This is a genomic window from Janthinobacterium sp. 64 (genome assembly GCF_002813325.1).
GTDB lineage: Bacteria > Pseudomonadota > Gammaproteobacteria > Burkholderiales > Burkholderiaceae_D > Janthinobacterium.
In genome coordinates this window covers 4956013-4979490 of sequence record NZ_PHUG01000001.1, presented here as the reverse complement: position 1 = coordinate 4979490, position 23478 = coordinate 4956013, and the positions used below count along the sequence as shown (strand labels likewise).

The following is a 23478-nucleotide window of genomic DNA, read 5'->3' as shown; positions in this document are numbered from 1 at the left end:
AGATGATCGACCATTCACAAAAACCCAAACATAGCAAACTGCATCCCCTGTCCGCCTTCATCTTCATGTCGCGCTGGCTGCAGCTGCCGCTGTACCTGGGCCTGATCCTCGCGCAATGCGTGTATGTATTTCACTTCTGGGTGGAACTGTCGGACCTGATCGGCGCCGTGTTCGGCAATGACGCGGCCCTGCAGCACGTCTTGACGGCCGTGGCCGTACCGGGCGGCGCCCTGCCGACCAAGCTCAATGAAGCGACCATCATGCTGGTGGTACTGGGCTTGATCGATGTGGTCATGATCTCGAATCTGTTGATCATGGTCATCATCGGCGGCTATGAAACCTTCGTTTCGCGCATGCACCTCGATGACCACCCAGACCAGCCGGAATGGCTGTCGCATGTGAATGCGTCCGTGCTGAAAACGAAACTGGCGATGGCCATCATCGGCATCTCGTCCATCCACCTGCTGAAGACCTTCATCAACGCCAACTCGTACAAGATCGAAGTGATCATCGCGCAAACGGTGATCCACATGGTCTTCATCCTGTCGGCGATGGCGATTGCGTACACGGACCGCATTATGACCGTCACGCAGAACCAGGCCAGAGCACCCCACTAAAGAAAAGAAGCCCATGGCTGCCAGCGGCGGCCATGGGCTTTTAGCAAAGAGTCCTACCCTTCTTATCCACCGCGAGAACACCATGACTGTCATAAAGCAAGAAGACCTGATCGAATCCGTCGCCGCAGCGTTGCAGTACATTAGCTACTACCACCCTGCTGATTACATCGAGCACCTGGCGCGCGCCTACGCGGCCGAGCAAAGCCCGGCGGCAAAAGATGCGATCGCGCAAATCCTGACCAACTCGCGCATGTGCGCGGAAGGCAAGCGTCCTATCTGCCAGGACACGGGTATCGTCAACGTCTTCCTGAAAATCGGCATGGGCGTGCGCTTCGAAGGTTTCAGCGGCACGGTCACCGACGCCGTCAACGAAGGCGTGCGCCGCGCGTACAATTTCGACGACAACAAGCTGCGCGCTTCCATCGTGGCCGACCCGCATTTCGACCGCAAGAACACCAAGGACAACACGCCAGCCGTGGTGCACATGGAACTGGTCGAAGGCAATACCGTCGACGTGAAAGTCGCTGCCAAGGGCGGCGGCTCGGAAAACAAATCCAAGATGATCATGATGAACCCGTCCGACTCGCTGGTGGACTGGGTCATGAAAACGGTGCCGACGATGGGTGCCGGCTGGTGCCCGCCAGGCATGCTGGGCATCGGCATCGGCGGCACGGCCGAGAAAGCCATGCTGATGGCAAAAGAGGTGTTGATGGAAGACATCGACATGTTTGAGCTGAAACAGCGCGGCCCGCAAAACAAACTGGAAGAACTGCGTATCGAACTGTGCGACAAGATCAACTCGCTGGGCATCGGCGCGCAAGGCCTGGGCGGCCTGACGACCGTGCTCGACGTAAAAATCATGATGCACCCGACGCACGCCGCATCGAAGCCGGTCGCCATGATCCCGAACTGCGCCGCCACGCGCCACGGCCACTTCGTGCTGGACGGCTCGGGCCCTGCCTACATGACGCCGCCATCGCTGTCGTCGTGGCCGGAAGTGCACTGGACGCCGGACACGGAAAAATCCAAGCGCGTCGACCTGAACACCCTGACGAAAGAAGAAGTCGCTTCGTGGACGCCGGGCCAGACCTTGCTGCTGAACGGCAAGATGCTGACGGGCCGCGACGCCGCGCATAAACGCATCCAGGACATGCTGGCCAAGGGCGAAGAATTGCCGGTCGACTTCAAAAACCGCGTGATCTATTACGTCGGTCCCGTTGACCCCGTGCGCGACGAAGCCGTCGGCCCGGCCGGCCCGACCACCGCCACGCGCATGGACAAGTTCACCGACATGATGCTGGAAAAAACCGGCCTGATCGCCATGATCGGCAAGGCCGAGCGTGGCCCGGTCGCCATCGAATCGATCCAGAAGCACCAGTCGGCTTACCTGATGGCCGTGGGCGGCGCCGCCTACCTGGTGTCGAAAGCCATCAAGCACGCCAAGGTGCTGGGCTTTGCCGATATGGGCATGGAAGCGATCTACGAATTCGACGTCGTCGACATGCCGGTGACGGTAGCCGTGGATGCGAAAGGCACCTCGGTGCACAACACGGGCCCGAAAGAATGGCAGGCGAAGATCGAGCAACTCAATAGCGTCAGCAAGATTCCCGTGACGGTTGCTTAAACAAGCTCTACCATTAACGCCGCGCGGCAATCCAGCGCGGCGTTTTTTTATCTTCAACGGTTCCCTATGACTTTTACTGCAAGCACTGCCCGCCCAAACGCGCCCATCGGCATTTTTGACTCCGGCGTGGGCGGCCTGTCGGTGCTGCGCCATATCCGCGCACAGCTGCCGCAGGAAGATTTGATGTACTTTGCCGATTCCGCCCATGCGCCGTATGGCGACAAGACGGAACAGCAAGTGGTCGACCGTTCGCTGGCCATCACCGCCTTTTTATTGCAGCAAGGTGCGAAGGCGCTGGTGGTGGCGTGCAACACGGCCACCATCGCCGCCATCAAGGCGCTGCGCGCGCGCTACCCGGACCTGCCCATCGTCGGCGTCGAACCGGGCCTGAAACCGGCGGCAAGCATCAGCCGCAACGGCAAGATCGCCGTGCTGGCGACGGAACGCGCCTTGCGCGGCGACAAGCTGCTGGCCCTGCGCGAACAGGTGAGCACTGCCACGGGCGCCACGTTCATCTTGCAGCCCTGCATCGGCTTGGCCGACCGCATCGAGCAGTGCGAGCTGGGCAATGATCCGACGGACGCTACCAGCGCCATGCTGGAACGCTACATCGCTCCCATGCTGGCGCAAGGCGTCGACACGCTGGTGCTGGGCTGCACGCACTACCCGTTCGTGCAGGACGCCATCGTCCGCACGGTGCGCGCGCATACGCAGGAAATGATTACCCTGGTGGACACGGGCGACGCCGTGGCGCGCCAGCTGACCCGCTTGCTCGACGCGGCAAGCCTGCGCCGCATCGACAACGAGGCCCCGCAGCTGCAGGGCTACACGACGGCCAAGGTCGAGTCCTTGGCGCAAGCCTTCGCCGGCTTGCTGGACTTGCAGCCGCCCGTCACACACCTGTCCGTGTGAGCGGTGTGAGAGCAAAAGCGACCGTTTTCATGCAATCTTTCGATTCTTTAAAAAAGACTGCATTTAGATTTGCCACTTCGCCGAGTTCTTTGTATAATTCGGCACCTGTTCAGCAAAACAGCTAAACAGGTAAGTAAGACAGTGGTGGCTGTAGCTCAGTTGGTAGAGTCCAGGATTGTGATTCCTGTTGTCGTGGGTTCGAGCCCCATCAGCCACCCCACAGAATTAGTGGTAAATTAAAGGGTTACATGCTTCGGCTTGTAACCCTTTTTTCATTTCCGCACACATGCATGAGGCAACATCAGCCCTCTTCTCCCGCAGCATGTCAGGCGAGCACATCAGAAAAAATCCAAGCTGTACGCGCAGTCAAACTTGACGCATACGCTTGATTTATCGTATCCCAAAGAATACACTTGTATGCGTGAAAAGCATCCATACCACGGCCACGTTCGATGACTGGTTCAGCCAGCTGAAAGATCGGAAAGCATTTTTCCGTATCCAGGCCCGCATTGATCGCGCCGAAGATGGCAACTTTGGCGATTGCAAACCTGTCGGTGGCGGCGTTTCGGAAATGCGAATTGATTGTGGCCCCGGTTACCGCGTTTATTTCACCCAACGAGGCATGGAAATAATCATCCTGCTCGCTGGTGGCGACAAATCAACGCAAGCGAAAGATATCAAAACGGCGCAGCGGCTCGCGCAAACACTCCAGGAGGTCTGATGGTACAAAAACTCAGCAAATGGGATAGCGCGCAGCACATCAAGACCGAAGAAGATATCGTCGCCTACTTTGAAGCTTGCCTGGAAGAAGCTGGCGACGACGCATCGTTCATCGCCAAAGCGCTCGGCAACATTGCCAGGGCGCGCGGCATGACGCAACTTGCCAAAGACACGGGACTGGGACGGGAAAGCTTGTACAAGGCCCTGTCCGGCGAAGGCAATCCGAGCTTCGACACCATTTTGAAGGTGACGCATGCACTCGGCTTGCAATTTCGCGCCGCAGCGCTGAACACCTGACCACCGATCAGGCGAGGCAGCAGAAAACCTACCCCGCCAGCACCGACTGCACCGTCGTCGCCAGGTCTTCCAGGCGCACGGGTTTGACGAGGAAGTGGCGGAAGCCCACGGCCAGCGCGTCGTCCATGTACATGGGCAGGCTGTGGCCGGTGACGGCGATCAGCACGGCGTTGGCCGTCTCGGGATTGTTATGCAGGCGGCGGCCGATTTCGATGCCGCTGATACCGGGCATTTCGATGTCGAGGTAGACGGCGTCGGGCACGCACAGCTTGACTTGCTCGACGGCCATCTGCCAGTTGCGCACCACCACCGCGTGGTGGCCCAGCGCCTCGAGCAGCATGGCCAGCGATTCGCCCACTTCCTGGTTGTCGTCGACCACCAGCAGATTGAGTTTGCGCGCAGCACTTGCCGGCTGGTCGCCCTGGCGGCGTTCCACGGAGGAACTGCCTGGTGTCGTTTCAGTTGTCTGGCTCATTGTACCTTCACGTGTGACGGCTGCAAAAACGGCAGTATACAAGAAGCGCGCGCAATGCCGTCGCACCCCAGCAATGCTGCCAAGCAGCAATCCAGGCGCCCCGCTGTACCGCGCCAGCAACACTTCCTCACCGCGCGCGGAGAAAGCCTGCCCTACGCAGTTTGCGCAATTGACGGATAAAATGAGAATCATTATCATTCCTATCCCCTTGCGCCGGATGCCCACGCCACGCCGTTGTCGCGCCGCCTGATTGCCCGCGCAACCATTGTCATTACGGAGATCCATGCATGGCCGCCACACTTCCCACACTGCCGTTTTCGCTGCGCCCGTGCGCGCTGGCCATCGCCCTCGCCTGCCTGGGCACTTCCCTTGCCGCGCAGGCTCAGCAAGCCAACACCGCTGACAATGCCGGCCCCATCCTGGAATCGATTCAGGTCAGCAGCAACCTGCTGGGCACCAGCATGGCCGCCAGCACGAAAAATTTCGCCGGCGCCCGCACGGTGGTGCAAAAGGACGATATCGAGAATTCGGGCGCGACCAGCCTCAGCGATGTGATGCGCCGCATTCCCGGCGTGCAGATCAGCGACAACTCGGGCAGCGCCGGCAGCGCCGTATCGCTCAATATCGGCGTGCGGGGACTGGCCGGACGCTATTCGCCACGCAGCACGGTCTTGCTGGACGGCATCCCGATGTCGGTGGCGCCATATGGCCAGCCGCAACTGTCGTTCGCGCCCGTCAGCCTGGCCAATGTCGAGACGGTCGACGTGGTGCGCGGCGGCGGCGCCGTGCGCTTCGGTCCGCAAAACGTGGGCGGCATCATCAACTTCAAGACGCGCCGCGTACCCACCACGCCAGGCATCACGGGCGACGCCACCGTGCGCTACAACTCGTACAGCGAAGTGGGCCACAACACGCAAGCGAGCGTCTTTGCCGGTACCCAGCTCGACAGCGGCCTGGGCCTGGCGGTGCTGTATTCGGGCATCCGCGGCAGCGACTGGCGCGTGGGCAGCGATGAAAAGGTCAACGACTTCGCCCTGAAATTTCGCTACGACCTGAGCCCCACGGCCGAGGTGTACGGCAAGCTGTCCTACTACGACGTGACGTCGCGCACGCCGGGCGGCCTGACCGCCGCCCAGTACAAACAGGACCCGTTCCAGAACACGCGTCCGACCGACTTCTGGAGCGGCGAGCGCAAAGCCTTCGATATCGGCTACCTGAATGCCCTGTCCGGCACGCAGGAATTCGAGGTGCGCGCCTATTACAACAAGAGCTCGCGCGAAAGCACCCTGATCAGCGGAAAAAACCTGGGCCACCAGCCGCGCAACTATGAAACGACGGCCATCGAACCGCGCTACACGCAGCGCTTCATCACGGGCAAGGTATCGCAGGACGTCACCGTCGGCTACCGCTACCTGGCCGAGCGGGCCGATGAAACCATCTACAACGTGGTCATCGCCAGCGGCGTGCAACAAAAGCCGACGCGCTTCGCCAACAATGCCACCGATGCGCAAGCCGTGTATATCGACGACAAGATCGCCATCGACGCCTGGCGCATCACGCCGGGCGTGCGCTACGAGCACATCAAGACGGAACGCTACAATCACTTGCCGGTCGACCAAAAGATCGAATTGCTCAACAACAAGGCCCTGCCCTCGCTGAACGTGGCTTACTTGCTGAGCAACAAGGTGACCCTGTTCGGCAACTACAACAGCTCGTTTGGCGCCGTGCAAAACACGCAGCTCAATGCCCAGTCGAGCAAGAACCCGCTGCAGCCGGAACTGGCCAAGACGGCCGAGCTGGGCGCGCGCTGGAAGAGCGCCCAGTTGTCGGCCGAGGCGACCTTGTTCAACATCAAGTTCGACAACCAGATCCAGTCCGTCGGCAGCGGCGAGAACGTCGTCTTCTACAACGTGGGCGCCACGCACCACCGTGGCCTGGAATCGGCCATCGACTACCATTTCGACCAGTCCGGCCCGCTGTCCGGCTTGAACTCCTATGCCACCTACACCTATACCAAAGCGACCTTGCAGGATGGCGCGAACGCAGGCAACGACGTGCCCTTCTATTCGCGCACCACGGATACCGTCGGCGCCCACTACCAGCTGGGCGCCTGGGGCGTCGATTTGTCGAGCAGCCACCAGAGCCGCCAGTTCGCCGACGAAGCCAACACCGTGGCGGAAAACGCGGCCGGCAACCTGGGCGTCATCCCGGGCTTTCGCACCTGGAACACGCAAGTAAAATGGAAAGTGCCGGGCCAAAAGGGCCTGGAACTGGTCGCCGGCGTCAACAACCTCGCCGACAAGCGCTACTTTACGCGCACTTCGGATGGCAACCTGGGCAAGCTGGTGGGTGCGCCGCGCATGGTCTATCTGCAGGGCCGCCTGGCGTTCTGACCATTGCCTGCGGCAGTTCGTATCGAATCAATATGTCGCCGCAGACGCACATGCCCTCAAAAAAACCTGCCTCGTTGTTGTTGCGATGCAGGTTTTTTAACGCCCTGATGTTACAAAAATGCTGCCATGCAAGAAGGTTCGAAGTCGCGCTCGCCTTACACCAAGGCTGTAATTGCTTCGCCATGAAAATTAATTGCAGTACAGACAAAAATAATTTCACAATTGCAAATTTTTTTAGTCGGCCCTGGTTTTTTGTGTGAGTTTTGGTGATATCATTTAAATGTCATTTGAGAAATCAAATTATCCTATAAACAACTAAATTGGAACACCATGAAAATGCCAGCCACCCTCCTGAAGATTGCCGCCTTGGTCACCCTGGCCACCGCTGGCACAGCCAACGCAGCAACCGAACTGGTGGTCAATGGCAGTTTTGAAAACAATGTCATCTCCTCATCCTGGGCTACGCTCAGCAGCGTGACCGGCTGGACCTCGTCCGCCAGCGGCAACTCGGCCTTTGAAATCCAGAAAGGTGCCACGCAAGGCGGCCAGGGCGGCTTCAACCCCATCGCCGCCGCCGGCACGCAATACCTGGAACTGAACGCCGCGCGCCTGACGTCCGTATCGCAATCGATCGCCACCACGGCCGGCGGCACGTATGCGCTGTCGTTTGCCTATTCGGGCCGCCCGGATACGCCAGGCGGCGCGAGCAGCCTGATGAATGTCTACTGGGGTTCCACCCTGCTCACGCCAACGTCCCTGATCGGCACCACGAGCGGCGTGTGGCAAACCTACAGCCAGAACGTGTCCGCGCTCGGTTCGTCCACCCTGTTGCGCTTCGAATCGATCGGTCCCGTCTCCGCACCAACCTATGGCTCCTACCTGGACAATGTCTCGGTGATGGCCGCCGTGCCGGAACCGGAAAGCTACGCCATGATGCTGCTGGGCCTGGGCTTGCTGGGTTTCATCGCACGCCGCAAGACTGCCGCCTGATTCCAGCCGTCGTTACGCAACAGCCGCTCCGCCACCTGGCCGGGCGGCTTTTTTCATGGGCAAACGGGTGCATTGCATCAGGAAATGTTGCAGGGAAGAATTAAATTGGCGCTACAATAGCGGAGTATCAAGCAATGCCAAGCATCGCTCCGCCAGGGCCCCTACCCCGCCCTGAATATCAGCACGCATTTTTTGAACAGGATGACTGGCGCTGCCGGGCCCGATTGCGCTCCCGGTACGGCCACCACACACGGACCATGTCTGCAGAGAAACCCATTACCGAAACGAGTTCCTACGGCAAAGAAACGCCCGTGGGACGTCCCGATATCGATGGCCGCGCCGGCATTTTCGTGCCCACGGCGGAATTTGACCTCGACAACACCACCACCATCCGCAAGGGCGCGGGCATCGTCGGCTTCGGCAACCTCGATGGCACCCTGACCGTGTATTTCGAAGCGAACCGCTTCGACGAAAGCAATCTGCACAAGTGGGAACACAAGGCGCGCAAGGCGTATGACCGCATGGTCATGGGCGCGCCTACCGTGTCGAAGGCGAAAATCGATGCGCGCATGCTGGAACAGGTCGGCATCATCGATGGCATGGGCATCAATCTCAAGCATCCGGAACGCCTGACGCACTGGCTGGCGATCTCGAACGTGCCGGACACGGCGCCGGAAGAGCCCGTGGTGCGCTGGAAAAACCGCTAAGTAATCCTCAGGCGGGAGAGCGAGGCGGGGGTGGCAGGCACGAGGTGTTGTCCTACATGATGGCGGACATTCATCTGATGCCCACAGGCATCAATTCATCCTATGATGAAAGCCTGACCACACCTCATACTACTCAGGAGTACGACATGTCCCGCCTCATCCCGATCAGCTTTGGCGCCTTGCAAATAGGTCTGGCAGCGGCGGCGGTGTATATCCTGTGCTCGGCGGATGTGCTGCATCAGAGTTCGGTATATTTCCACTGATTCAGCTTCGCGGCGCTGCCCGCCATCGTCATCGCCAATGAGCGCTAGCGGCGGCCGTAGTAACGGCCGTGCCCGCCCCAGCCGCCACGGTGTCCACCATGGCGTCCAAAACCAAACATGAAGTCCAGCCCGATCGATACGGGTGGATTGTAGTAATACGGTTGTGGCGCGTACACGGGCGCCGGCACATACACAGGTTGCTGCACGTACACAGGTTGCTGCTGCACGTAGACGGGTTCATTCGTGTATTCCACGCGCGGCGCGCTCATCACGCGGCCCGACTGCACCGGCTCGGACGAGACCGTATGCCATTCATAAGGATTGTAGGCTCCCTGCGGCGCGCGCGAACCGTAATACGCGGGACCGGGGGGCGCCACGGCGCAGCCACCCAAGGCGGCCAGCGAGATTACTGCCAACAGGGTTTTCATCGTAATTCTCCTAATGTGTACTACCAGTACTATAAGAAATTACGCCGGGCTTTGCTGCGCTTTTACCGATTGTTACACCCCGACGCACGCCGCAACATGAAATGTGGCAATGCCGCTACAAGCGGCCCGCGCGGCATGCTTCCTCAGATAAATGGAATCGCGCAGCTATCGATGGCCTTGCCTGCGGCATCGTAGCGCTGCACGCACACCTGGTAGCGCACGCCGTAATCGAGTTCGACTTGCTCGACCTTGCCATACTTTAATTTCCAGCCGGGCTGCACGCGCTGCCTGCCGGCCAGCGCAGCCACATCCTGGGGAATCGCCATCGCCGTTTGCGTCTCGCCCTGGCGCGCATCCTGGCGCCGCGCCACGTCGATCGACACATTCACGGCCAGCTCGACCCCGCCGTCCACATAGGCCAGCGTGGGCGCGCCGCGCTGCGCCCGCATCACGCCCCAGGCGCAAGGCTTGCCGTCCGCATCGCATTGCTTCAATTGCGCCAGCGGAAAATACTCCGGGGCAATCTTGCCATCCTTGATGGGCCAGCTGGTACGCACGCCGTCGCGCTTGCCCGTCAGGGGATTGTCCCAGCTCAGGCTATTCACGACGGCCACGGTCTGCCCCGCCTGCAAGCCCACAGGCGTGCCCAGCGATACGCAAGCGGAAAGCAGCAAGCCGCTGGCGGCCAGCGAGGAAAGTGTCAGGATGCGCTGCATGGTAAGCCTCTTGTGATGGGATTTCCCGAAGGTATGTTTCGAGGGTAACAGAATCGGCAGCGACGGTGCCGTTGGCTGGCGCACATAACAGAACGGGCGGCACCGTTGCAGGTGCCGCCCGTAGCGGATGCGGCCATGCCGGGAGACCCGCGCCCGGCGACAGGTGGATCAGTCCAGCTTCCAGGCGTAATCGACCTTGGTCCAGGTTTGCGCTGCGGCGCCGTCCTTGGTACCCGGCTTGAACTTGCATGCGGTCAGGGCCTTGATGGCGGCCTTGTCCAGGTTCTTGAAGCCGCTGCTCTTGTCGAGTTTCGAATCGGCAACGCTGCCATCGGCATTGACCAGGAAGGACATCGATACGGTGCCCTGCTCTTCGTTCATCAGCGAGGCTTTTGGATAGTCGGCCTTGCAGTTCTTGGCATCGAACGACGCCGGCACCTCGGCCGCGAAGGCGGCGGAAGAAACGGACACCAGCAAGGCTGCTGCAACACTCATCAAACGCTTATTCTCAAACATATGCTTCCCCATGATTATTATCAAATACGGTAGTTATAATTTCCAGGAATAGTGAACCGTGGTCCAGCTTTCCACCGCGCGGCCATCTTTGCTCGCGGGTACAAATTGACAGCGAGCTGCGGTCATGACCGCAGCCCTGTCCAGCTCGCGGAAGCCGCTACGTTTTTCGATCTTCACATCCGCGACCTTGCCTTCCGCCGTCACCAGCACGGACAAGGTGATGTCGCCCTCTTCCTTGTTCAGCCGGGCACGCTCCGGATAGGCGACCTTGCATTGTTCCGCGTCGAATACTGGTGGCACCTCCTGCGCCAGGGCCGCGCCACTCGCGCTGCAAAACAGCGCGGCAACCAGAAACGCGCCAGGCCATTGACACAGAACGTTCAAAACTCTTCCCACTCGTCATTGCTGGTGCTGTTCGCTGCAGCGGCCTTGCGTGGCGCCGCCGCGGCGGGAGCGGCCGCTTCGACCTTGCGGGTCAGCGACTTGACCGGGCGCAATGCCGGCGCCGGCTTGCGCACGGCGACGGGCGCGGCGGCGACCGGGGCCGGCACATACGCTGCCGGCTTCTCTTCGCCTTCGACCAGTTTGAAGATGCTGACCACATGGGCCAGTTCGGCCGCCTGGTCTTGCAAGCTTTGCGCCGCGGCGGCTGCCTGCTCCACCAGGGCCGCATTTTGCTGCGTCATGCCATCCATCTCGATGATCGACAGGTTGACCTGTTCGATGCCGGCGCTTTGCTCCTGGCTGGCACTGGCGATCTCGCTCATGATGTCGGTCACGCGGCGCACGCTGTCGACCACTTCGCCCATCGTCACGCCGGCCTGGCCCACCAGGCGCGTGCCGCGTTCCGTCTTCTCGGCCGAATCATCGATGAGGATCTTGATTTCTTTCGCCGCACCAGCGGAGCGCTGGGCCAGGTTGCGCACTTCCGAGGCCACCACGGCAAAGCCGCGGCCTTGCTCGCCGGCACGCGCCGCTTCCACTGCCGCGTTCAGCGCCAGGATGTTGGTCTGGAAGGCGATGCCATCGATGACGCCGATGATGTCGACAATTTTCTTCGCCGATTCGTTGATCGAGCTCATGGTGTCAACCACTTGCGACACCACGGAGCCGCCCTTCAGGGCCACGTCCGAGGCGGTGGCGGCCAGTTTATTGGCTTCGCGTGCATTGTCCGCATTCTGTTTCACGGTCGAGGTCAGCTCTTCCATGGCCGACGCCGTTTTTTCCAGCGCACTCGCCTGCATTTCCGTGCGCGACGACAAGTCGATATTGCCGTCGGCGATCTCGCGCGACGCCGTGCCGATGGTTTCCGTGCCCACGCGTACCTGGCCGACGATGCCTACCAGGCTGTTGCGCATTTCCTTCATTTCCGCCAGCAGGCTGGACGTATCGGACGGCTCGGTGTGGATGCCGATCGACAGGTCGCCATTGGCGATGCTGCCGGCGATCGATGCCGTGTAGTCAGGCTCGCCGCCCAGCTGTTTCAGCAGACCGCGGGTAATCACCAGTGCCGCCGCCACGCCCATCGCCACGGCCAGTACGCCGAGGATGATCATGAACAGGCGCGCGCTGTCGAACGCCATGCGGGCATCCGATTGCATCTGCTCATTGAGCTTGTCTTCCAGCACGGCCAGCTGCTCCAGTGCTTCCATCCATTTTTTCTGTACCGGGCGGATTTCCTTGATCATCACGCGCGTGGCGCCTTCCGCATCGTTGGCCATCCACAGTGCCGACGCCTTGGCGATGGCCGGCATGGCTGCCGCTTCATATTCCTTGATCGAAGCGAGCAAGGTTTTTTCTTCGGCAGTCGACTCGACGGCGAATTTCTCTTCGAGCTTTTTCTGCGTTTCCTGATAGGCGCTGGTCTGCGTCTTGATACGCGCCATTTCCGGCTCCATATCGCTCGCGTCGGTCATCAGGGTGAGGATGCGCAGCGAGGTGATGCGGTCGCTGACGTTGCCACGCATGTCGATCACCAGGCGGGTGACGACGTTGTTGACATTGATCACGTGATCGAGACGTTCCTGGATTTGCGCCATGCGCGCGATGCCGAGGACGGTCACGGCCACCAGCAGAACCAGTACCAGGGCGAATCCCAGGCCCAGGCGGGTACCAACCTTCATTTTTGCTAAATTCATTTCGGCTCTTCGTAAATGAAACTATTGATAAGAATTTTGCCCGGCACGACAAGACGAAGGCCGCGAGACACCGGTATCCGCCCTTACCCATTGGTATGCTGGCGGTATCCGGCCGCACGCAGCCTGGGGTACTTCCTGGTCTACAACAGCCCTGAAAACGCCAGTGACTGCGAATGCAAATTTGTTCCGCACGCTGAATAATTGACACCGTTGATGTGAGATCAACATCAAACATTCATATGAGAAATATTTGTCTATAATCAATTATAGGTGTAAATTTTGCCTCAAAGCAAGCAATATGTACCCGAATAAATGGCTGATTAACTTTCTTCGGGGAAATGGCAACAACGCCGATTCTTGCCCCTTAGAAATGCCCCAAGGCAGTGCGCGCGTGCGCCGAAACAGCGCATTTACAACACATGGCATAGCCATATGACATCGTTTGGGGAGAGGTGCTCAGAGGAAGGGGGAGTGCGGACAATACCACTGCGCCGGGGCATCGGTATAGACAACTTGGATCAGCTGTCCCAGCTGCAATGCATCGCATAGGCGTGGCACTCTGTGCCAAAGACAAAGACGCTCCAGATGGCGCCCAATTGTCCGGCCAGGCTGCGCTGACCCGATGATACCAGTTGATACCAGTGCGGCTCGCTGCCCAGCAGTTCGGCCAGTTCGCGCTCGAAACCGTCGAATAAACGCGCATCGAGCGGCGTGCGGTCCGCCTCGCTCATGGGACGGATACGTTCCAGCAGCCACTGGCGCGGCGTGCACAAGGCGCCGCTGCACACGACTGTTTCGCTGGGCTGCAGGCGCAGGCCATCCGGCGCTATCTCCAGCGCGCGGCACAGCGCGTCAAAGGACGCCTGCGGCGGCAGCGCGCCCAGATAGGTACACGCGAAGAGGCTGCCATCATCCTTGAGCGCGCTGACGGCCAGCAGGTAGCCGTCGATCAGGCGCGCAAGGCTGTGGCAGTCACCGCGCATCAGGCGGGCAGAGACAGGCGCGCCGCCGCTTCCAGCAGCAAGCGCGGGTCGCCCGAGGCCAGCTTCTTGGAATCGGACAAAGTCTGGCGGAAACCGCGCGCGCCGGGCAGGTTTTGCATCAGGCCCAGCATGTGGCGCGTGATGCTGTTGAGCTTCAGCCGTCCCGCTTCCTTTTCCAGCTGCGCACTGATATACGGAATCATCGCTTCGAGCACCTGTTCGCGCGTTTTCACGGGCGTGTCGTCGCCGTAGTAGCGCTGGTCGAACTGCGCCATCACGTACGGGTTGTGATACGCCTCGCGGCCCAGCATCACGCCGTCCAGGTGCTGCAGGTGCAGGTCGATCTCGTCGAGCGTCTTGATGCCGCCGTTGATGATGAACTCGAACTGGGGGAAATCGCGTTTCAATCGATACGCATAATCGTATTTCAGGGGCGGCACTTCGCGGTTTTCCTTCGGGCTCAGGCCTTTCAGGATGGCGTTGCGCGCATGCACGATGAACGTCTTGCAGCCGGCGTCGGCCACGGTGCCGACGAAGTCGCGCACGAAGTCGTACGACTCGCTGTCATCGATGCCGATGCGGTGCTTCACCGTGACGTCGATGTCGACCACGTCGCGCATGGCTTTCACGCAGTCGGCCACTAGTTGCGGCTCGGCCATCAGGCAGGCGCCGAACGCGCCCTTCTGCACGCGCTCGGACGGGCAGCCGCAGTTCAGGTTGATTTCGTCATAGCCCCACTGCTGGCCCAGCCTGGCGCTGGTGGCCAGGTCTTTCGGGTCGCTGCCGCCCAGCTGCAGCGCCACCGGATGCTCTTCTTCGTTGAAGCGCAAATGGCGTTCCACGTCGCCGTACACCAGCGCGCCCGTCGTCACCATCTCGGTGTAGAGCCAGGTGTGGCGCGTGATTTCGCGGTGGAACTTGCGGCAATGGCGGTCGCTCCAGTCCATCATCGGGGCGACGGAGAGGCGGCGGGAAGGCAAAGAAGTGGAAGTCATGGTGTCTACAAAAAACAGGAGCTGCAAATGACAAACCCGCTGCGCGCCTCACCGGTGAAGGAAAGGCGGAGCAACGGGCTTGAGCGTGGCATGGCCCGCAGGCCATGCGCTACAACAGATTACGAATCGCGCGACGCTTTTTTACGCTCGTGCTCTTTCAGGAAGCGCTTGCGCAGACGGATCGATTTAGGCGTGATTTCCACCAGTTCGTCGTCCTCGATGAATTCGACTGCGTATTCCAGCGACATCTGAATTGGTGGTACCAGGCGCACCGCTTCGTCGGTACCCGACGAACGCACGTTGGTCAGCTGCTTGCCCTTGATCGGGTTGACGACCAGGTCGTTGTCACGCGAGTGGATACCGATGACCATGCCTTCGTAGACTGGGTCATTGTGCGACACGAACATGCGGCCGCGGTCTTGCAGTTTCCAGATGGCGTAGGCAACAGCGGCGCCGTCATCTTGCGAGATCAGCACGCCGTTGCGACGGCCAGCCATTTCGCCACGGGTGTTGTCGACTGGCGCGTATTCATGGAATACGTGGCTCATCAGGCCGGTGCCGCGGGTCAGGGTCATGAATTCACCCTGGAAGCCGATCAGGCCACGCGCCGGGATCAGGTACTCGAGACGCACGCGGCCCTTGCCATCCGATTCCATGTTTTGCAGGTCGCCACGACGACGGCCCAGCTCTTCCATGACGCCGCCCTGGTTGACTTCTTCCACGTCAACGGACAGGTTTTCAAACGGCTCGTGGCGCACGCCATCGACCATTTTGAAGACCACGCGTGGACGCGATACGGCCAGCTCGAAGCCTTCGCGACGCATGTTTTCGATCAGAATCGTCAGGTGCAGCTCGCCGCGGCCCGAGACTTCAAAGATCGTGTCGTCGTCGGTTGGCGAAACGCGCAGAGCAACGTTGGCTTTCAGTTCGCGGTCCAGACGGTCACGCAGTTGGCGCGATGTCACGAATTTGCCTTCGCGGCCAGCCAGTGGCGAGTTGTTGACCATGAAGTTCATGGTCAGGGTCGGCTCGTCGACGGTCAGCATTGGCAACGCGTCCGGGGTGTCGACTGCGCACAGGGTCGAACCGATGCCGATTTCGTCGATACCGTTGATCAGGCAGATGTCGCCAGCAACAGCTTCGTCCACCAGCACGCGCTCCAGGCCCTTGAAGTTCAGCACCTGGTTGATGCGGCCCTTGATTGGCGTAGCGCCTGGACCATTGATGACCAGCACGTCTTGACCAACTTTGACGGTACCGCGGTTGACGCGGCCAATGCCGATCTTGCCGACGTACGACGAGTAATCCAGCGAGGTGATCTGCATTTGCAGCGGGCCTTCAGGATTGTCGTCGCGCACTGGAACGTGTTCCAGGATGGCGTCAAACATCGGCTTCATGTCGCCGCTGCGCACGTCTTCGGTCAGGCCGGCATAGCCGTTCAGGCCCGAAGCGTAAATGATAGGGAAATCCAGTTGTTCGTCGGTAGCGCCCAGCTTGTCGAACAGTTCGAACGTCTGGTTGATGGCCCAGTCCGGGCGCGCGCCTGGACGGTCGACCTTGTTGACGATAACGATAGGCTTCAGACCCAGTGCCAGCGCTTTGCGCGTGACGAAACGGGTTTGCGGCATCGGGCCTTCTTGTGCATCGACCAGCAGCAGAACCGAGTCCACCATCGACAGAACACGTTCCACTTCGCCGCCGAAGTCGGCGTGGCCTGGGGTGTCGACGATATTGATGTGGGTGCCTTCGTACTCAACAGCGCAGTTCTTCGACAGAATCGTAATGCCGCGCTCCTTTTCCAGGTCGTTCGAGTCCATGACTCGGGTGTCGACCGCTTGGTTTTCACGGAAGGTGCCGGACTGGCGCAGCAGCTGATCCACCAGCGTGGTTTTGCCGTGGTCAACGTGGGCGATAATGGCGATATTACGAATTGCGCGTTTTGTATTTGACATGGTCGTAGTAGTTACTGAAAAACTGCGGAGTGCGTACAAGATGTACGAGATACCCGAATGCTAATCTATTTCCGGAACCGCGTAGTATAGCATGTTGCGTTGCAACGCTATCTAAAAATGCTGGCGGCTCCCACAGTCGGGGACGATTTGTTTAAAAAAGCGACACTGTTTAACGAGTGTCGCTGGGTAATATGACGTTGCTGTGACTTACTGGTGCGCTGTGGCGATCAAGCGTTCCGGCGCCAGGATGCTGTATTCCTGCAACTGGCCCGTGCCCAGCAGCTTGCTGTCGTGATACACACGCACCCTGCCCGGTTCGGCTGGCACGGCGACCTCTTCCTTGCCCAGCGCGATGCGCTGGCCGTGCAGGAAACGCTTGGCCAATTCTTGCGTCAGCTGGACGGCGGGGAAACTCGACAGCAAGGCATCGACGGGCGCGAGCAAGCTCAGCGGCGCGGCATGCGCCGTCAGCTCGTCGAGCGTAACGACGCCATCGAGGGTCAGGCTGCCCACCTGCGTGCGGCGCAAGGCGTTCAGATGGCCGCCGCAACCGAGCGCGTGGCCGATGTCTTCGCCCAGCACGCGGATATACGTGCCCTTGCTGCACATCACGGACAATTTCAGGAACGGGGCTTCATAGCCGAGGAACTCGAGCTTATGGATGGTCACCGGGCGCGCTTCGCGCTCCAGCGTGATGCCTGCCCTTGCATACTCATATAAGGGCTTGCCGTCGCGTTTCAAGGCCGAGTACATGGGCGGCGTCTGCAAAATCGGCCCGCGGAACTGTGCCAGCACGGCTTCGATCTGCTCTTCGGTGACGTTGACGTCGCGCGTTTCCAGCACCTCGCCCTCGGTATCGCCCGTATCCGTCGTCTGCCCCAGGTGCACCAGGGTTTCGTAGGTTTTGTCGGCTTCCAGCAAGTCCTGCGAGAACTTCGTGGCCTCGCCAAAGCACAGCGGCAGCAAGCCCGTGGCGAACGGATCCAGCGTGCCCGTATGGCCCGCCTTTTTCGCGTTCAGCACACGCTTGGCCTTGATCAGGGCATCGTTGCTGGACCAGCCCACGGGCTTATCGAGCAGCAAGACGCCATCGACCAGGTCGCGCACCCGTTTGATGCCCGGTGGTTTCTTCGGACCTGCCACTGTTATTGCTCGTCCGCTTTGTCTGCTGGCTTTTCGTCCGGCTCGGCGTCGGCCGCGCGCGTGGCGTTGGCCTTATCGATCAACAAGGACATTTCCATGCCGCGCGAAGTCGAGCTGTCGTGCACGAAATGCAGCATCGGCAGGGTGTGGATGTGCAGGCGCTTGCCCAGCAAGCCACGGATGAAGCCAGACGCGGCCATCAGGCCTTCGGTGGTGTTCTTGATGGCTTCCTTGCTGTCTTTCAACATCGTGAAAAACACCTTGGCATGCGCGTAATCGGGCGTGATCTGCACTTCGGTGATGGTGATCATCGTGCCCACGCGCGGGTCTTTCAATTCGTAGGCGACGATTTCTGCCAGATCGCGCTGGATCTGGTCGGCCACGCGCAAGCCGCGCGCTGGCATGGTTTTGCTATGTTTAGCCATGATTTTATGCTGTCCTAAGTGCCGCAGGGCGCATGGGTCAAACGGTTGCCCGTTGACCAATGCGCCCCACGTGTTTGCGCGGACATCACTATGTCCGCGCCAATACTGCTGTGATTACAGGGTACGAGCGATTTCCTGGACTTCGAACACTTCCAGGGTGTCGCCAACCTGAATGTCGTTGTAGTTGCGCAGCGACAGGCCGCACTCCAGACCGGCGCGAACTTCTTTCGCATCGTCCTTGAAGCGTTTCAGGGAATCGATCTCGCCGCTCCACACCACGATGTTGTTGCGCAACAGGCGGACGGAAGAAGCACGCTTGACCACGCCATCGGTGACCAGGCAACCGGCAATCGCGCCCACTTTCGAGACCAGGATAACCTGGCGGATCTCGACCTGGCCGATAACGGTTTCGCGTTTCTCTGGTGCCAACATGCCCGACAACGCCGACCTGATCTCGTCGATCGCATCGTAAATGATGTTGTAGTAGCGAATGTCCACGCCATTCGACTCGGCCAGCTTGCGTGCCTGGGCATCAGCACGGGCGTTAAAGCCGATGATGACCGCTTTCGAGGCGACTGCCAGGTTGACGTCCGATTCCGTGATGCCGCCGACTGCCGCGTGCACAACTTGTACGCGCACTTCGGAGGTCGACAGTTTCTGCAGTGAACCGACCAGCGCTTCTTGCGAACCTTGCACGTCGGTTTTGATGATCAATGGCAAGTTTTTCACTTCGCCTTCGGCCATCTGGTCGAACATGTTTTCCAGTTTCGCAGCTTGCTGTTTCGCCAGTTTCACGTCGCGGAATTTACCTTGACGGAACAGACCGATTTCACGCGCTTTGCGCTCGTCAGCCATGACGACGACTTCTTCACCGGCAACCGGCACTTCCGTCAAGCCCTGGATTTCGACCGGGATCGAAGGACCGGCTTCAGCGATGGACTTGCCGTTCTCATCCAGCATGGCGCGAACACGGCCATACGAAGAGCCAGCCAGAATCACGTCGCCGCGCTTCAAAGTACCGGACTGCACCAGGATCGTCGCGACAGGACCACGGCCCTTGTCCAGACGCGCCTCGACAACCAGGCCGCGCGCAGGCGCATCGACCGGTGCCGTCAGTTCCAGCACTTCGGCTTGCAACAGCACTTGTTCCAGCAGGTCGTCGATACCTTGACCCGTTTTGGCCGAGACCGGCACGAATGGCGATTCGCCACCGTATTCTTCCGGCACGACTTGCTCGGCGACCAGTTCCTGCGTCACGCGGTCCACGTTGCCGCCCGGTTTGTCGACTTTATTGATCGCCACCACCAGCGGTACGCCGGCTGCTTTCGCATGGGCAATCGCTTCTTTCGTTTGCGGCATCACGCCATCGTCGGCGGCAACCACCAGAATGACGATGTCGGTTGCCTTGGCGCCACGGGCACGCATGGCGGTAAACGCTTCGTGGCCCGGGGTGTCGAGGAAGGTGATCATGCCGCGTGGCGTATCGACGTGGTAAGCGCCGATATGCTGCGTAATGCCGCCCGCTTCGCCGGAGGCAACCTTGGCGCGACGGATGTAATCGAGCAGCGAGGTCTTGCCGTGGTCGACGTGACCCATGACGGTGACCACCGGTGCGCGTGGCTTGGTTTCGAAGTGCGCGTGTTCGCCCACATCGGCCAGCAGCGCTTCCGGATCGTCCAGTTCGGCGGCGAACGCCTTGTGGCCCATTTCTTCCACCAGAATCATGGCGGTTTCCTGGTCCAGCACCTGGTTGATCGTGCACATCTGGCCCAATTTCATCAAATGCTTGATGACTTCGGATGCCTTGACGGACATTTTGTGCGCCAGTTCGGCCACGGTGATCGTTTCCGGTACGTGCACGTCTTTAACGACGGCTTCCGTAGGAGCCTGGAAGTTCGATTCACGGTCGTCATGGTGCGTCGGGCGACGGCCCTTCGCGCCACCGCGCCAGCTGTCACGGCCGCCTGGGCCGCTATTGCCGCGTGGTTTGGGACCACCGGTGGTGCCGCGTTTTTTCGCGTCATCGGACCAGGTGGACGACACATTGGCCGACTTGATGGATTTCTTGTCTGCAACAGCAGGCTTCTTGTCGCCCGGCTTGTCGCCAGGTTTCTTGTCAGCAGGCTTGTGCAGGGTGCCTTCCGGCGCCTTCGGCTTGACGGGAACCGGTACGGGTTCCGGTGCCTTGATGGCGCGGCGTGGCGCGTTCATCATGGCCTTGATCTGGGCAACTTCGTCGGCAACGGCCTTGCGTGCACGGTCAGTGGCTTCCGCTTTGTCAGCGGCTTCCTTGGCGGCAACAGCAGCGGCGGCGGCTTTCTTCTTCGCTTCTTCAGCGGCAGCAGCTTTTTTCGCTTCGGCGGCGGCGTCGTCAACAACAGGCGCAGCGGCGCTGACGGCAGGCGCAGCAGCAGCCTTGGCAGCCGCTTTCTTCGCTTCCGCTTCTGCTTCTTTCTTCGCAGCCAATTCAGCCTGTTGCGTGGCTTTCGCCTGGGCTTCTTTTTCCGCGTCGAGCTTGGCCAGACGTTCTTGCTTTTCGCGCAGATCGGCTTCCTGGCGGGCGATCAGCTCAGCCTGTTTACGGGCATCTTCTTCACGGCGCGCCACGTCGGCGGGATCGATCACCGGTGCGGCAGGCGCGACCGGTTCTGCTGCGACCGGCGCAACTTCGTCACGCTGGACGAACGTGCGTTTCTTGCGCACTTCCACCTGGATGGTGCGCGACTTGCCGGTGGCGTCAGCTTGCTTGATTTCAGTCGTTTCCTTGCGGGTCACGGTGATTTTTTTCTTTTCTGTGTCAGCCGCTGCGCCGTGTGTGCGGCGCAGATGATCCAAAAGCTTGTCCTTATCATCTTTCGACAATGGATCTGACGTCGAACTTTTCTCGACGCCGGCAGAACGCAGCTGCGTCAGCAGCAAATCTGCAGGCATCTTCAGTTCGGTGGCAAATTGGGCTACGTTGTTACTCGCCATTCAGTCCTCTTTTCTATGTGTCGCGGAGATGATAAAGATACTCAAATTAAGCCTTTGCGGATTCGGCCAGACTCCATGCCGTGGCTTGCAACGCCTTGGCACGATCGTCATATTTCGAGTCAACCAACTTCATCTCATCGTCGGTCACATCTTTAAATTCACTTGTAATCAGTTCACGCGCACGGTCCGCAGACAAGGCCAGGATTGCGCCAAATTCGTCGTATGCCAGTGCTGCAAATGCTTCAACGGTCTTGATACCAGCCAGACCCAGCTTGCCGGCGGTAATGCGGTCCATGCCTTCCAGACCCACCAACGCCTCGTCCATGCCTTCCAGACCCTCTTCCGAAGCAATCGCTTCGGTAACGAGCGCATCACGCGCACGGGTACGGAGTTCATTGACGGTATCTTCGTCAAACGATTCGATTTCCAGCATTTCGGAAATTGGCACGTAAGCGATTTCTTCCAGACTGGCGAAACCTTCTTCCACCAGAATATCGGCCACTTCCTGGTCGACATCGAGCTTTTCCATGAACAGGATGCGCACGGCAGCCGTTTCCTGGGCAGCTTTGTCAGCCGATTCTTCGGCCGTCATGATGTTGATCTTCCAGCCGGTCAGGTCCGAGGCCAGGCGCACGTTCTGGCCGGAACGGCCGATCGCGATTGCCAGGTTTTCTTCGTCCACGACGACATCCATCGCGTGTTTTTCTTCATCGACCATGATCGACGACACGTTCGCCGGCGCCAGGGCGCCGATGACGAACTGCGCCGGATCTTCCGACCACAGCACGATGTCGACGCGTTCGCCACCGAGCTCGCCGGTAACAGCCTGCACGCGCGAACCGCGCATGCCGACGCAGGTACCGATCGGGTCGATGCGCTTGTCGGCCGTGTAGACGGCGATCTTGGCGCGCACGCCGGCATCGCGGGCTGCGGATTTAATTTCCAGCATGCCTTGCTCGATTTCCGGCACTTCCAATTCGAACAGCTTCATGATGAATTCTGGCGCGGTGCGCGACAGGATCACTTGCGGGCCGCGCATATTGCGGTCGATGCGCAAGATGAAAGCACGCACACGGTCGCCGATACGCAGATTTTCTTTCGGGATCATCTGGTCGCGTGGCAGACGCGCTTCGATCTTGCCCGATTCGACGATGGCGTCGCCGCGTTCCATGCGCTTGATGGTGCCGGTGACGAGCGAATCGCCACGTTCCAGGAAGTCGACCAGGATCTGTTCACGTTCGGCGTCACGCACGCGCTGCAGGACGACCTGTTTGGTATCTTGGGCAAAACGGCGGCCGAATTCAACGGATTCGATCGGCTCTTCGATGTGGTCATCGACTTCGATATCGGGAATCTGTTCTTTTGCTTCGAAATGCAGGATCTCCTGATCCGGCAATTGCAGGCCCGCTTCATCAGGCACGACGTGCCAGCGGCGGAACGATTCGAATTCGCCCGTTTCGCGGTCGATCGAAACGCGGATGTCTACCTCACCCTCATACCGTTTCTTCGTGGCTTGCGCCAACGCGAATTCGAGGGCGCCGAAGACGACATCTTTATCGACGTTTTTTTCGCGCGCCAGCGCGTCAACCAATAATAAAACTTCGCGGCTCATGCTTTGCGTCCCTTAAAAACCACCTGCGGCACCAAGCGTGCCTTATCCACATCCGCGAGCGTAAACTCCAACATCGCCGGACCATCCTTACCTTCAAATTCCAACGACAATTTATCGCCCACGGGTTCTTGCAAGATCCCCTGGAACGATTTCCGGTTGTTCGTACCCGGCATCGCCACATTCAGCTTGACGATGATTTCCTGGCCTGCGAAACGGACAAAGTCTTCCAGCTTGCGCACCGGACGATCGAGACCCGGGGAAGAAATCTCGAGACGCTCGTAAGGAACGTTCTCTACCGTCAACACATGCGATAACTGGTGACTCACCGTGGCACAGTCTTCGACCGTGATCGGACCTTTTTCAGCGGCATCGGCGGCGCTGAAATCAATAAAGACGCGCAGCATTCCGCGCTCGGCACGTTCGACATCAACGAGCTCATAGCCCAGACCTGTAACTGTCTTTTCAATTAATCCCAACTGCTGCAAGAAATTCTCCAGAAATAAGGCCCGTTTTCGGCATGACAGCGCCACATTGGGCGCCGACAACATGCAAAAACACGCATTCAAGTCATATATGGCCCCTTATTGGCGCCATGACAA

General features: G+C 59.7%; 23 protein-coding genes and 1 tRNA gene. 10 read left to right on the top strand and 14 right to left on the bottom strand.

The window, feature by feature from the left end; translation table 11 throughout:
• Positions 1-2: 2 nt before the first annotated feature.
• From CLU91_RS21910 to CLU91_RS21885, 6 genes are all read left to right on the top strand, one after another.
• A complete protein-coding gene (locus CLU91_RS21910) occupies positions 3-617 on the top strand; it encodes a YqhA family protein (RefSeq protein ID WP_070218187.1) in 615 nt (204 codons plus the stop codon).
• Positions 618-699: 82 nt separating this feature from the next.
• Positions 700-2241, top strand: coding sequence for a fumarate hydratase (locus CLU91_RS21905; protein WP_086144995.1), 1542 nt, complete (start codon positions 700-702; stop codon positions 2239-2241).
• A gap of 66 nt (positions 2242-2307) precedes the next feature.
• Positions 2308-3153 (top strand): glutamate racemase, encoded by an 846-nt coding sequence (gene murI, locus CLU91_RS21900; RefSeq protein ID WP_100875805.1) that lies wholly within the window; start codon positions 2308-2310, stop codon positions 3151-3153.
• 144 nt (positions 3154-3297) lie between these two features.
• Positions 3298-3373 (top strand) — tRNA-His (locus CLU91_RS21895).
• Positions 3374-3574: 201 nt separating this feature from the next.
• Complete coding sequence (locus CLU91_RS21890; RefSeq protein ID WP_100876862.1) at positions 3575-3874, top strand: type II toxin-antitoxin system RelE/ParE family toxin; 300 nt, start codon at positions 3575-3577, stop codon at positions 3872-3874.
• Positions 3874-4170 carry an addiction module antidote protein gene (locus CLU91_RS21885; RefSeq protein WP_198521381.1) on the top strand — a complete coding sequence of 99 codons (297 nt, stop codon included), beginning with the start codon at positions 3874-3876 and terminating at the stop codon, positions 4168-4170. The genes CLU91_RS21890 and CLU91_RS21885 overlap by 1 nt, the downstream gene beginning before the upstream one ends.
• A gap of 28 nt (positions 4171-4198) precedes the next feature.
• Here the strand turns inward: CLU91_RS21885 and CLU91_RS27965 are convergent, their stop codons facing one another.
• The gene (locus CLU91_RS27965) at positions 4199-4645 is read right to left on the bottom strand and encodes a response regulator (protein ID WP_157814758.1); all 447 of its coding nucleotides are present in this window, start codon (positions 4643-4645) and stop codon (positions 4199-4201) included.
• 287 nt (positions 4646-4932) lie between these two features.
• Here CLU91_RS27965 and CLU91_RS21875 point away from each other — a divergent pair, with 287 nt between their 5' ends.
• The 4 genes from CLU91_RS21875 to CLU91_RS21860 all read left to right on the top strand — a co-directional run bounded on the left by CLU91_RS21875 (position 4933) and on the right by CLU91_RS21860 (position 8998).
• Complete coding sequence (locus CLU91_RS21875) at positions 4933-7038, top strand: TonB-dependent receptor family protein (RefSeq protein ID WP_100875803.1); 2106 nt, start codon at positions 4933-4935, stop codon at positions 7036-7038.
• Positions 7039-7368: 330 nt separating this feature from the next.
• Positions 7369-8028 (top strand): FxDxF family PEP-CTERM protein, encoded by a 660-nt coding sequence (locus CLU91_RS21870; protein WP_100876860.1) that lies wholly within the window; start codon positions 7369-7371, stop codon positions 8026-8028.
• 257 nt (positions 8029-8285) lie between these two features.
• A complete protein-coding gene (locus CLU91_RS21865) occupies positions 8286-8735 on the top strand; it encodes a hypothetical protein (protein ID WP_100875802.1) in 450 nt (149 codons plus the stop codon).
• A 56-nt stretch (positions 8736-8791) separates the two neighbouring features.
• Positions 8792-8998 carry a hypothetical protein gene (locus CLU91_RS21860; protein WP_157814757.1) on the top strand — a complete coding sequence of 69 codons (207 nt, stop codon included), beginning with the start codon at positions 8792-8794 and terminating at the stop codon, positions 8996-8998.
• A 44-nt stretch (positions 8999-9042) separates the two neighbouring features.
• On the opposite strand, the gene CLU91_RS21855 is transcribed toward CLU91_RS21860, so the two are convergent.
• The 13 genes from CLU91_RS21855 to rimP form a co-directional block, all read right to left on the bottom strand.
• Positions 9043-9426: a hypothetical protein gene (locus CLU91_RS21855; RefSeq protein WP_100875800.1), complete on the bottom strand. Its 384-nt coding sequence runs from the start codon at positions 9424-9426 to the stop codon at positions 9043-9045.
• Between the two features lie 143 nt (positions 9427-9569).
• Complete coding sequence (locus tag CLU91_RS21850; RefSeq protein WP_100875799.1) at positions 9570-10142, bottom strand: hypothetical protein; 573 nt, start codon at positions 10140-10142, stop codon at positions 9570-9572.
• Between the two features lie 168 nt (positions 10143-10310).
• Entirely contained in the window at positions 10311-10637 is a 327-nt protein-coding gene (locus tag CLU91_RS21845) for an energy transducer TonB (RefSeq protein ID WP_096238310.1), read from the bottom strand.
• A 54-nt stretch (positions 10638-10691) separates the two neighbouring features.
• A complete protein-coding gene (locus tag CLU91_RS21840; protein ID WP_232730836.1) occupies positions 10692-11042 on the bottom strand; it encodes an energy transducer TonB in 351 nt (116 codons plus the stop codon).
• Positions 11039-12796: a methyl-accepting chemotaxis protein gene (locus CLU91_RS21835; protein WP_232730835.1), complete on the bottom strand. Its 1758-nt coding sequence runs from the start codon at positions 12794-12796 to the stop codon at positions 11039-11041. Before CLU91_RS21835 ends, CLU91_RS21840 begins: the two co-directional genes overlap by 4 nt.
• A 518-nt stretch (positions 12797-13314) precedes the next feature.
• The gene (locus CLU91_RS21830) at positions 13315-13779 is read right to left on the bottom strand and encodes a hypothetical protein (protein WP_100875797.1); all 465 of its coding nucleotides are present in this window, start codon (positions 13777-13779) and stop codon (positions 13315-13317) included.
• Complete coding sequence (gene dusA, locus CLU91_RS21825; protein ID WP_100875796.1) at positions 13779-14774, bottom strand: tRNA dihydrouridine(20/20a) synthase DusA; 996 nt, start codon at positions 14772-14774, stop codon at positions 13779-13781. The genes CLU91_RS21830 and dusA overlap by 1 nt, the downstream gene beginning before the upstream one ends.
• Positions 14775-14893: 119 nt before the next feature.
• Positions 14894-16726: a translational GTPase TypA gene (gene typA, locus CLU91_RS21820; protein WP_100875795.1), complete on the bottom strand. Its 1833-nt coding sequence runs from the start codon at positions 16724-16726 to the stop codon at positions 14894-14896.
• A gap of 207 nt (positions 16727-16933) precedes the next feature.
• Positions 16934-17869 carry a tRNA pseudouridine(55) synthase TruB gene (gene truB / locus CLU91_RS21815; RefSeq protein WP_100875794.1) on the bottom strand — a complete coding sequence of 312 codons (936 nt, stop codon included), beginning with the start codon at positions 17867-17869 and terminating at the stop codon, positions 16934-16936.
• Positions 17870-17871: 2 nt separating this feature from the next.
• Positions 17872-18294, bottom strand: a complete 423-nt coding sequence (rbfA, locus tag CLU91_RS21810; RefSeq protein ID WP_034782531.1) for a 30S ribosome-binding factor RbfA — start codon at positions 18292-18294, stop codon at positions 17872-17874.
• A gap of 114 nt (positions 18295-18408) precedes the next feature.
• Positions 18409-21267: a translation initiation factor IF-2 gene (gene infB, locus CLU91_RS21805; RefSeq protein ID WP_100875793.1), complete on the bottom strand. Its 2859-nt coding sequence runs from the start codon at positions 21265-21267 to the stop codon at positions 18409-18411.
• A gap of 46 nt (positions 21268-21313) precedes the next feature.
• The gene (gene nusA / locus CLU91_RS21800) at positions 21314-22879 is read right to left on the bottom strand and encodes a transcription termination factor NusA (protein WP_100875792.1); all 1566 of its coding nucleotides are present in this window, start codon (positions 22877-22879) and stop codon (positions 21314-21316) included.
• On the bottom strand, positions 22876-23364 hold the full coding sequence (gene rimP, locus CLU91_RS21795; RefSeq protein ID WP_071079329.1) for a ribosome maturation factor RimP: 489 nt from the start codon (positions 23362-23364) through the stop codon (positions 22876-22878). Before rimP ends, nusA begins: the two co-directional genes overlap by 4 nt.
• Positions 23365-23478 lie beyond the last annotated feature (114 nt).

What these genes read in the sequence shown, in the direction of transcription:
- CLU91_RS21910 (WP_070218187.1), top strand. Translation starts at nt 3, where the DNA reads ATGATCGACCATTCACAAAAACCCAAACATAGCAAACTGCATCCCCTG.
- CLU91_RS21905 (WP_086144995.1), top strand. Translation starts at nt 700, where the DNA reads ATGACTGTCATAAAGCAAGAAGACCTGATCGAATCCGTCGCCGCAGCG.
- murI (WP_100875805.1), top strand. Translation starts at nt 2,308, where the DNA reads ATGACTTTTACTGCAAGCACTGCCCGCCCAAACGCGCCCATCGGCATT.
- CLU91_RS21885 (WP_198521381.1), top strand. Translation starts at nt 3,874, where the DNA reads ATGGTACAAAAACTCAGCAAATGGGATAGCGCGCAGCACATCAAGACC.
- CLU91_RS27965 (WP_157814758.1), bottom strand. Translation starts at nt 4,645, where the DNA reads ATGAGCCAGACAACTGAAACGACACCAGGCAGTTCCTCCGTGGAACGC.
- CLU91_RS21875 (WP_100875803.1), top strand. Translation starts at nt 4,933, where the DNA reads ATGGCCGCCACACTTCCCACACTGCCGTTTTCGCTGCGCCCGTGCGCG.
- CLU91_RS21870 (WP_100876860.1), top strand. Translation starts at nt 7,369, where the DNA reads ATGAAAATGCCAGCCACCCTCCTGAAGATTGCCGCCTTGGTCACCCTG.
- CLU91_RS21865 (WP_100875802.1), top strand. Translation starts at nt 8,286, where the DNA reads ATGTCTGCAGAGAAACCCATTACCGAAACGAGTTCCTACGGCAAAGAA.
- CLU91_RS21860 (WP_157814757.1), top strand. Translation starts at nt 8,792, where the DNA reads ATGATGGCGGACATTCATCTGATGCCCACAGGCATCAATTCATCCTAT.
- CLU91_RS21855 (WP_100875800.1), bottom strand. Translation starts at nt 9,426, where the DNA reads ATGAAAACCCTGTTGGCAGTAATCTCGCTGGCCGCCTTGGGTGGCTGC.
- CLU91_RS21850 (WP_100875799.1), bottom strand. Translation starts at nt 10,142, where the DNA reads ATGCAGCGCATCCTGACACTTTCCTCGCTGGCCGCCAGCGGCTTGCTG.
- CLU91_RS21845 (WP_096238310.1), bottom strand. Translation starts at nt 10,637, where the DNA reads ATGAGTGTTGCAGCAGCCTTGCTGGTGTCCGTTTCTTCCGCCGCCTTC.
- CLU91_RS21835 (WP_232730835.1), bottom strand. Translation starts at nt 12,796, where the DNA reads ATGAATTTAGCAAAAATGAAGGTTGGTACCCGCCTGGGCCTGGGATTC.
- CLU91_RS21830 (WP_100875797.1), bottom strand. Translation starts at nt 13,779, where the DNA reads ATGCGCGGTGACTGCCACAGCCTTGCGCGCCTGATCGACGGCTACCTG.
- dusA (WP_100875796.1), bottom strand. Translation starts at nt 14,774, where the DNA reads ATGACTTCCACTTCTTTGCCTTCCCGCCGCCTCTCCGTCGCCCCGATG.
- typA (WP_100875795.1), bottom strand. Translation starts at nt 16,726, where the DNA reads ATGTCAAATACAAAACGCGCAATTCGTAATATCGCCATTATCGCCCAC.
- rbfA (WP_034782531.1), bottom strand. Translation starts at nt 18,294, where the DNA reads ATGGCTAAACATAGCAAAACCATGCCAGCGCGCGGCTTGCGCGTGGCC.
- infB (WP_100875793.1), bottom strand. Translation starts at nt 21,267, where the DNA reads ATGGCGAGTAACAACGTAGCCCAATTTGCCACCGAACTGAAGATGCCT.
- nusA (WP_100875792.1), bottom strand. Translation starts at nt 22,879, where the DNA reads ATGAGCCGCGAAGTTTTATTATTGGTTGACGCGCTGGCGCGCGAAAAA.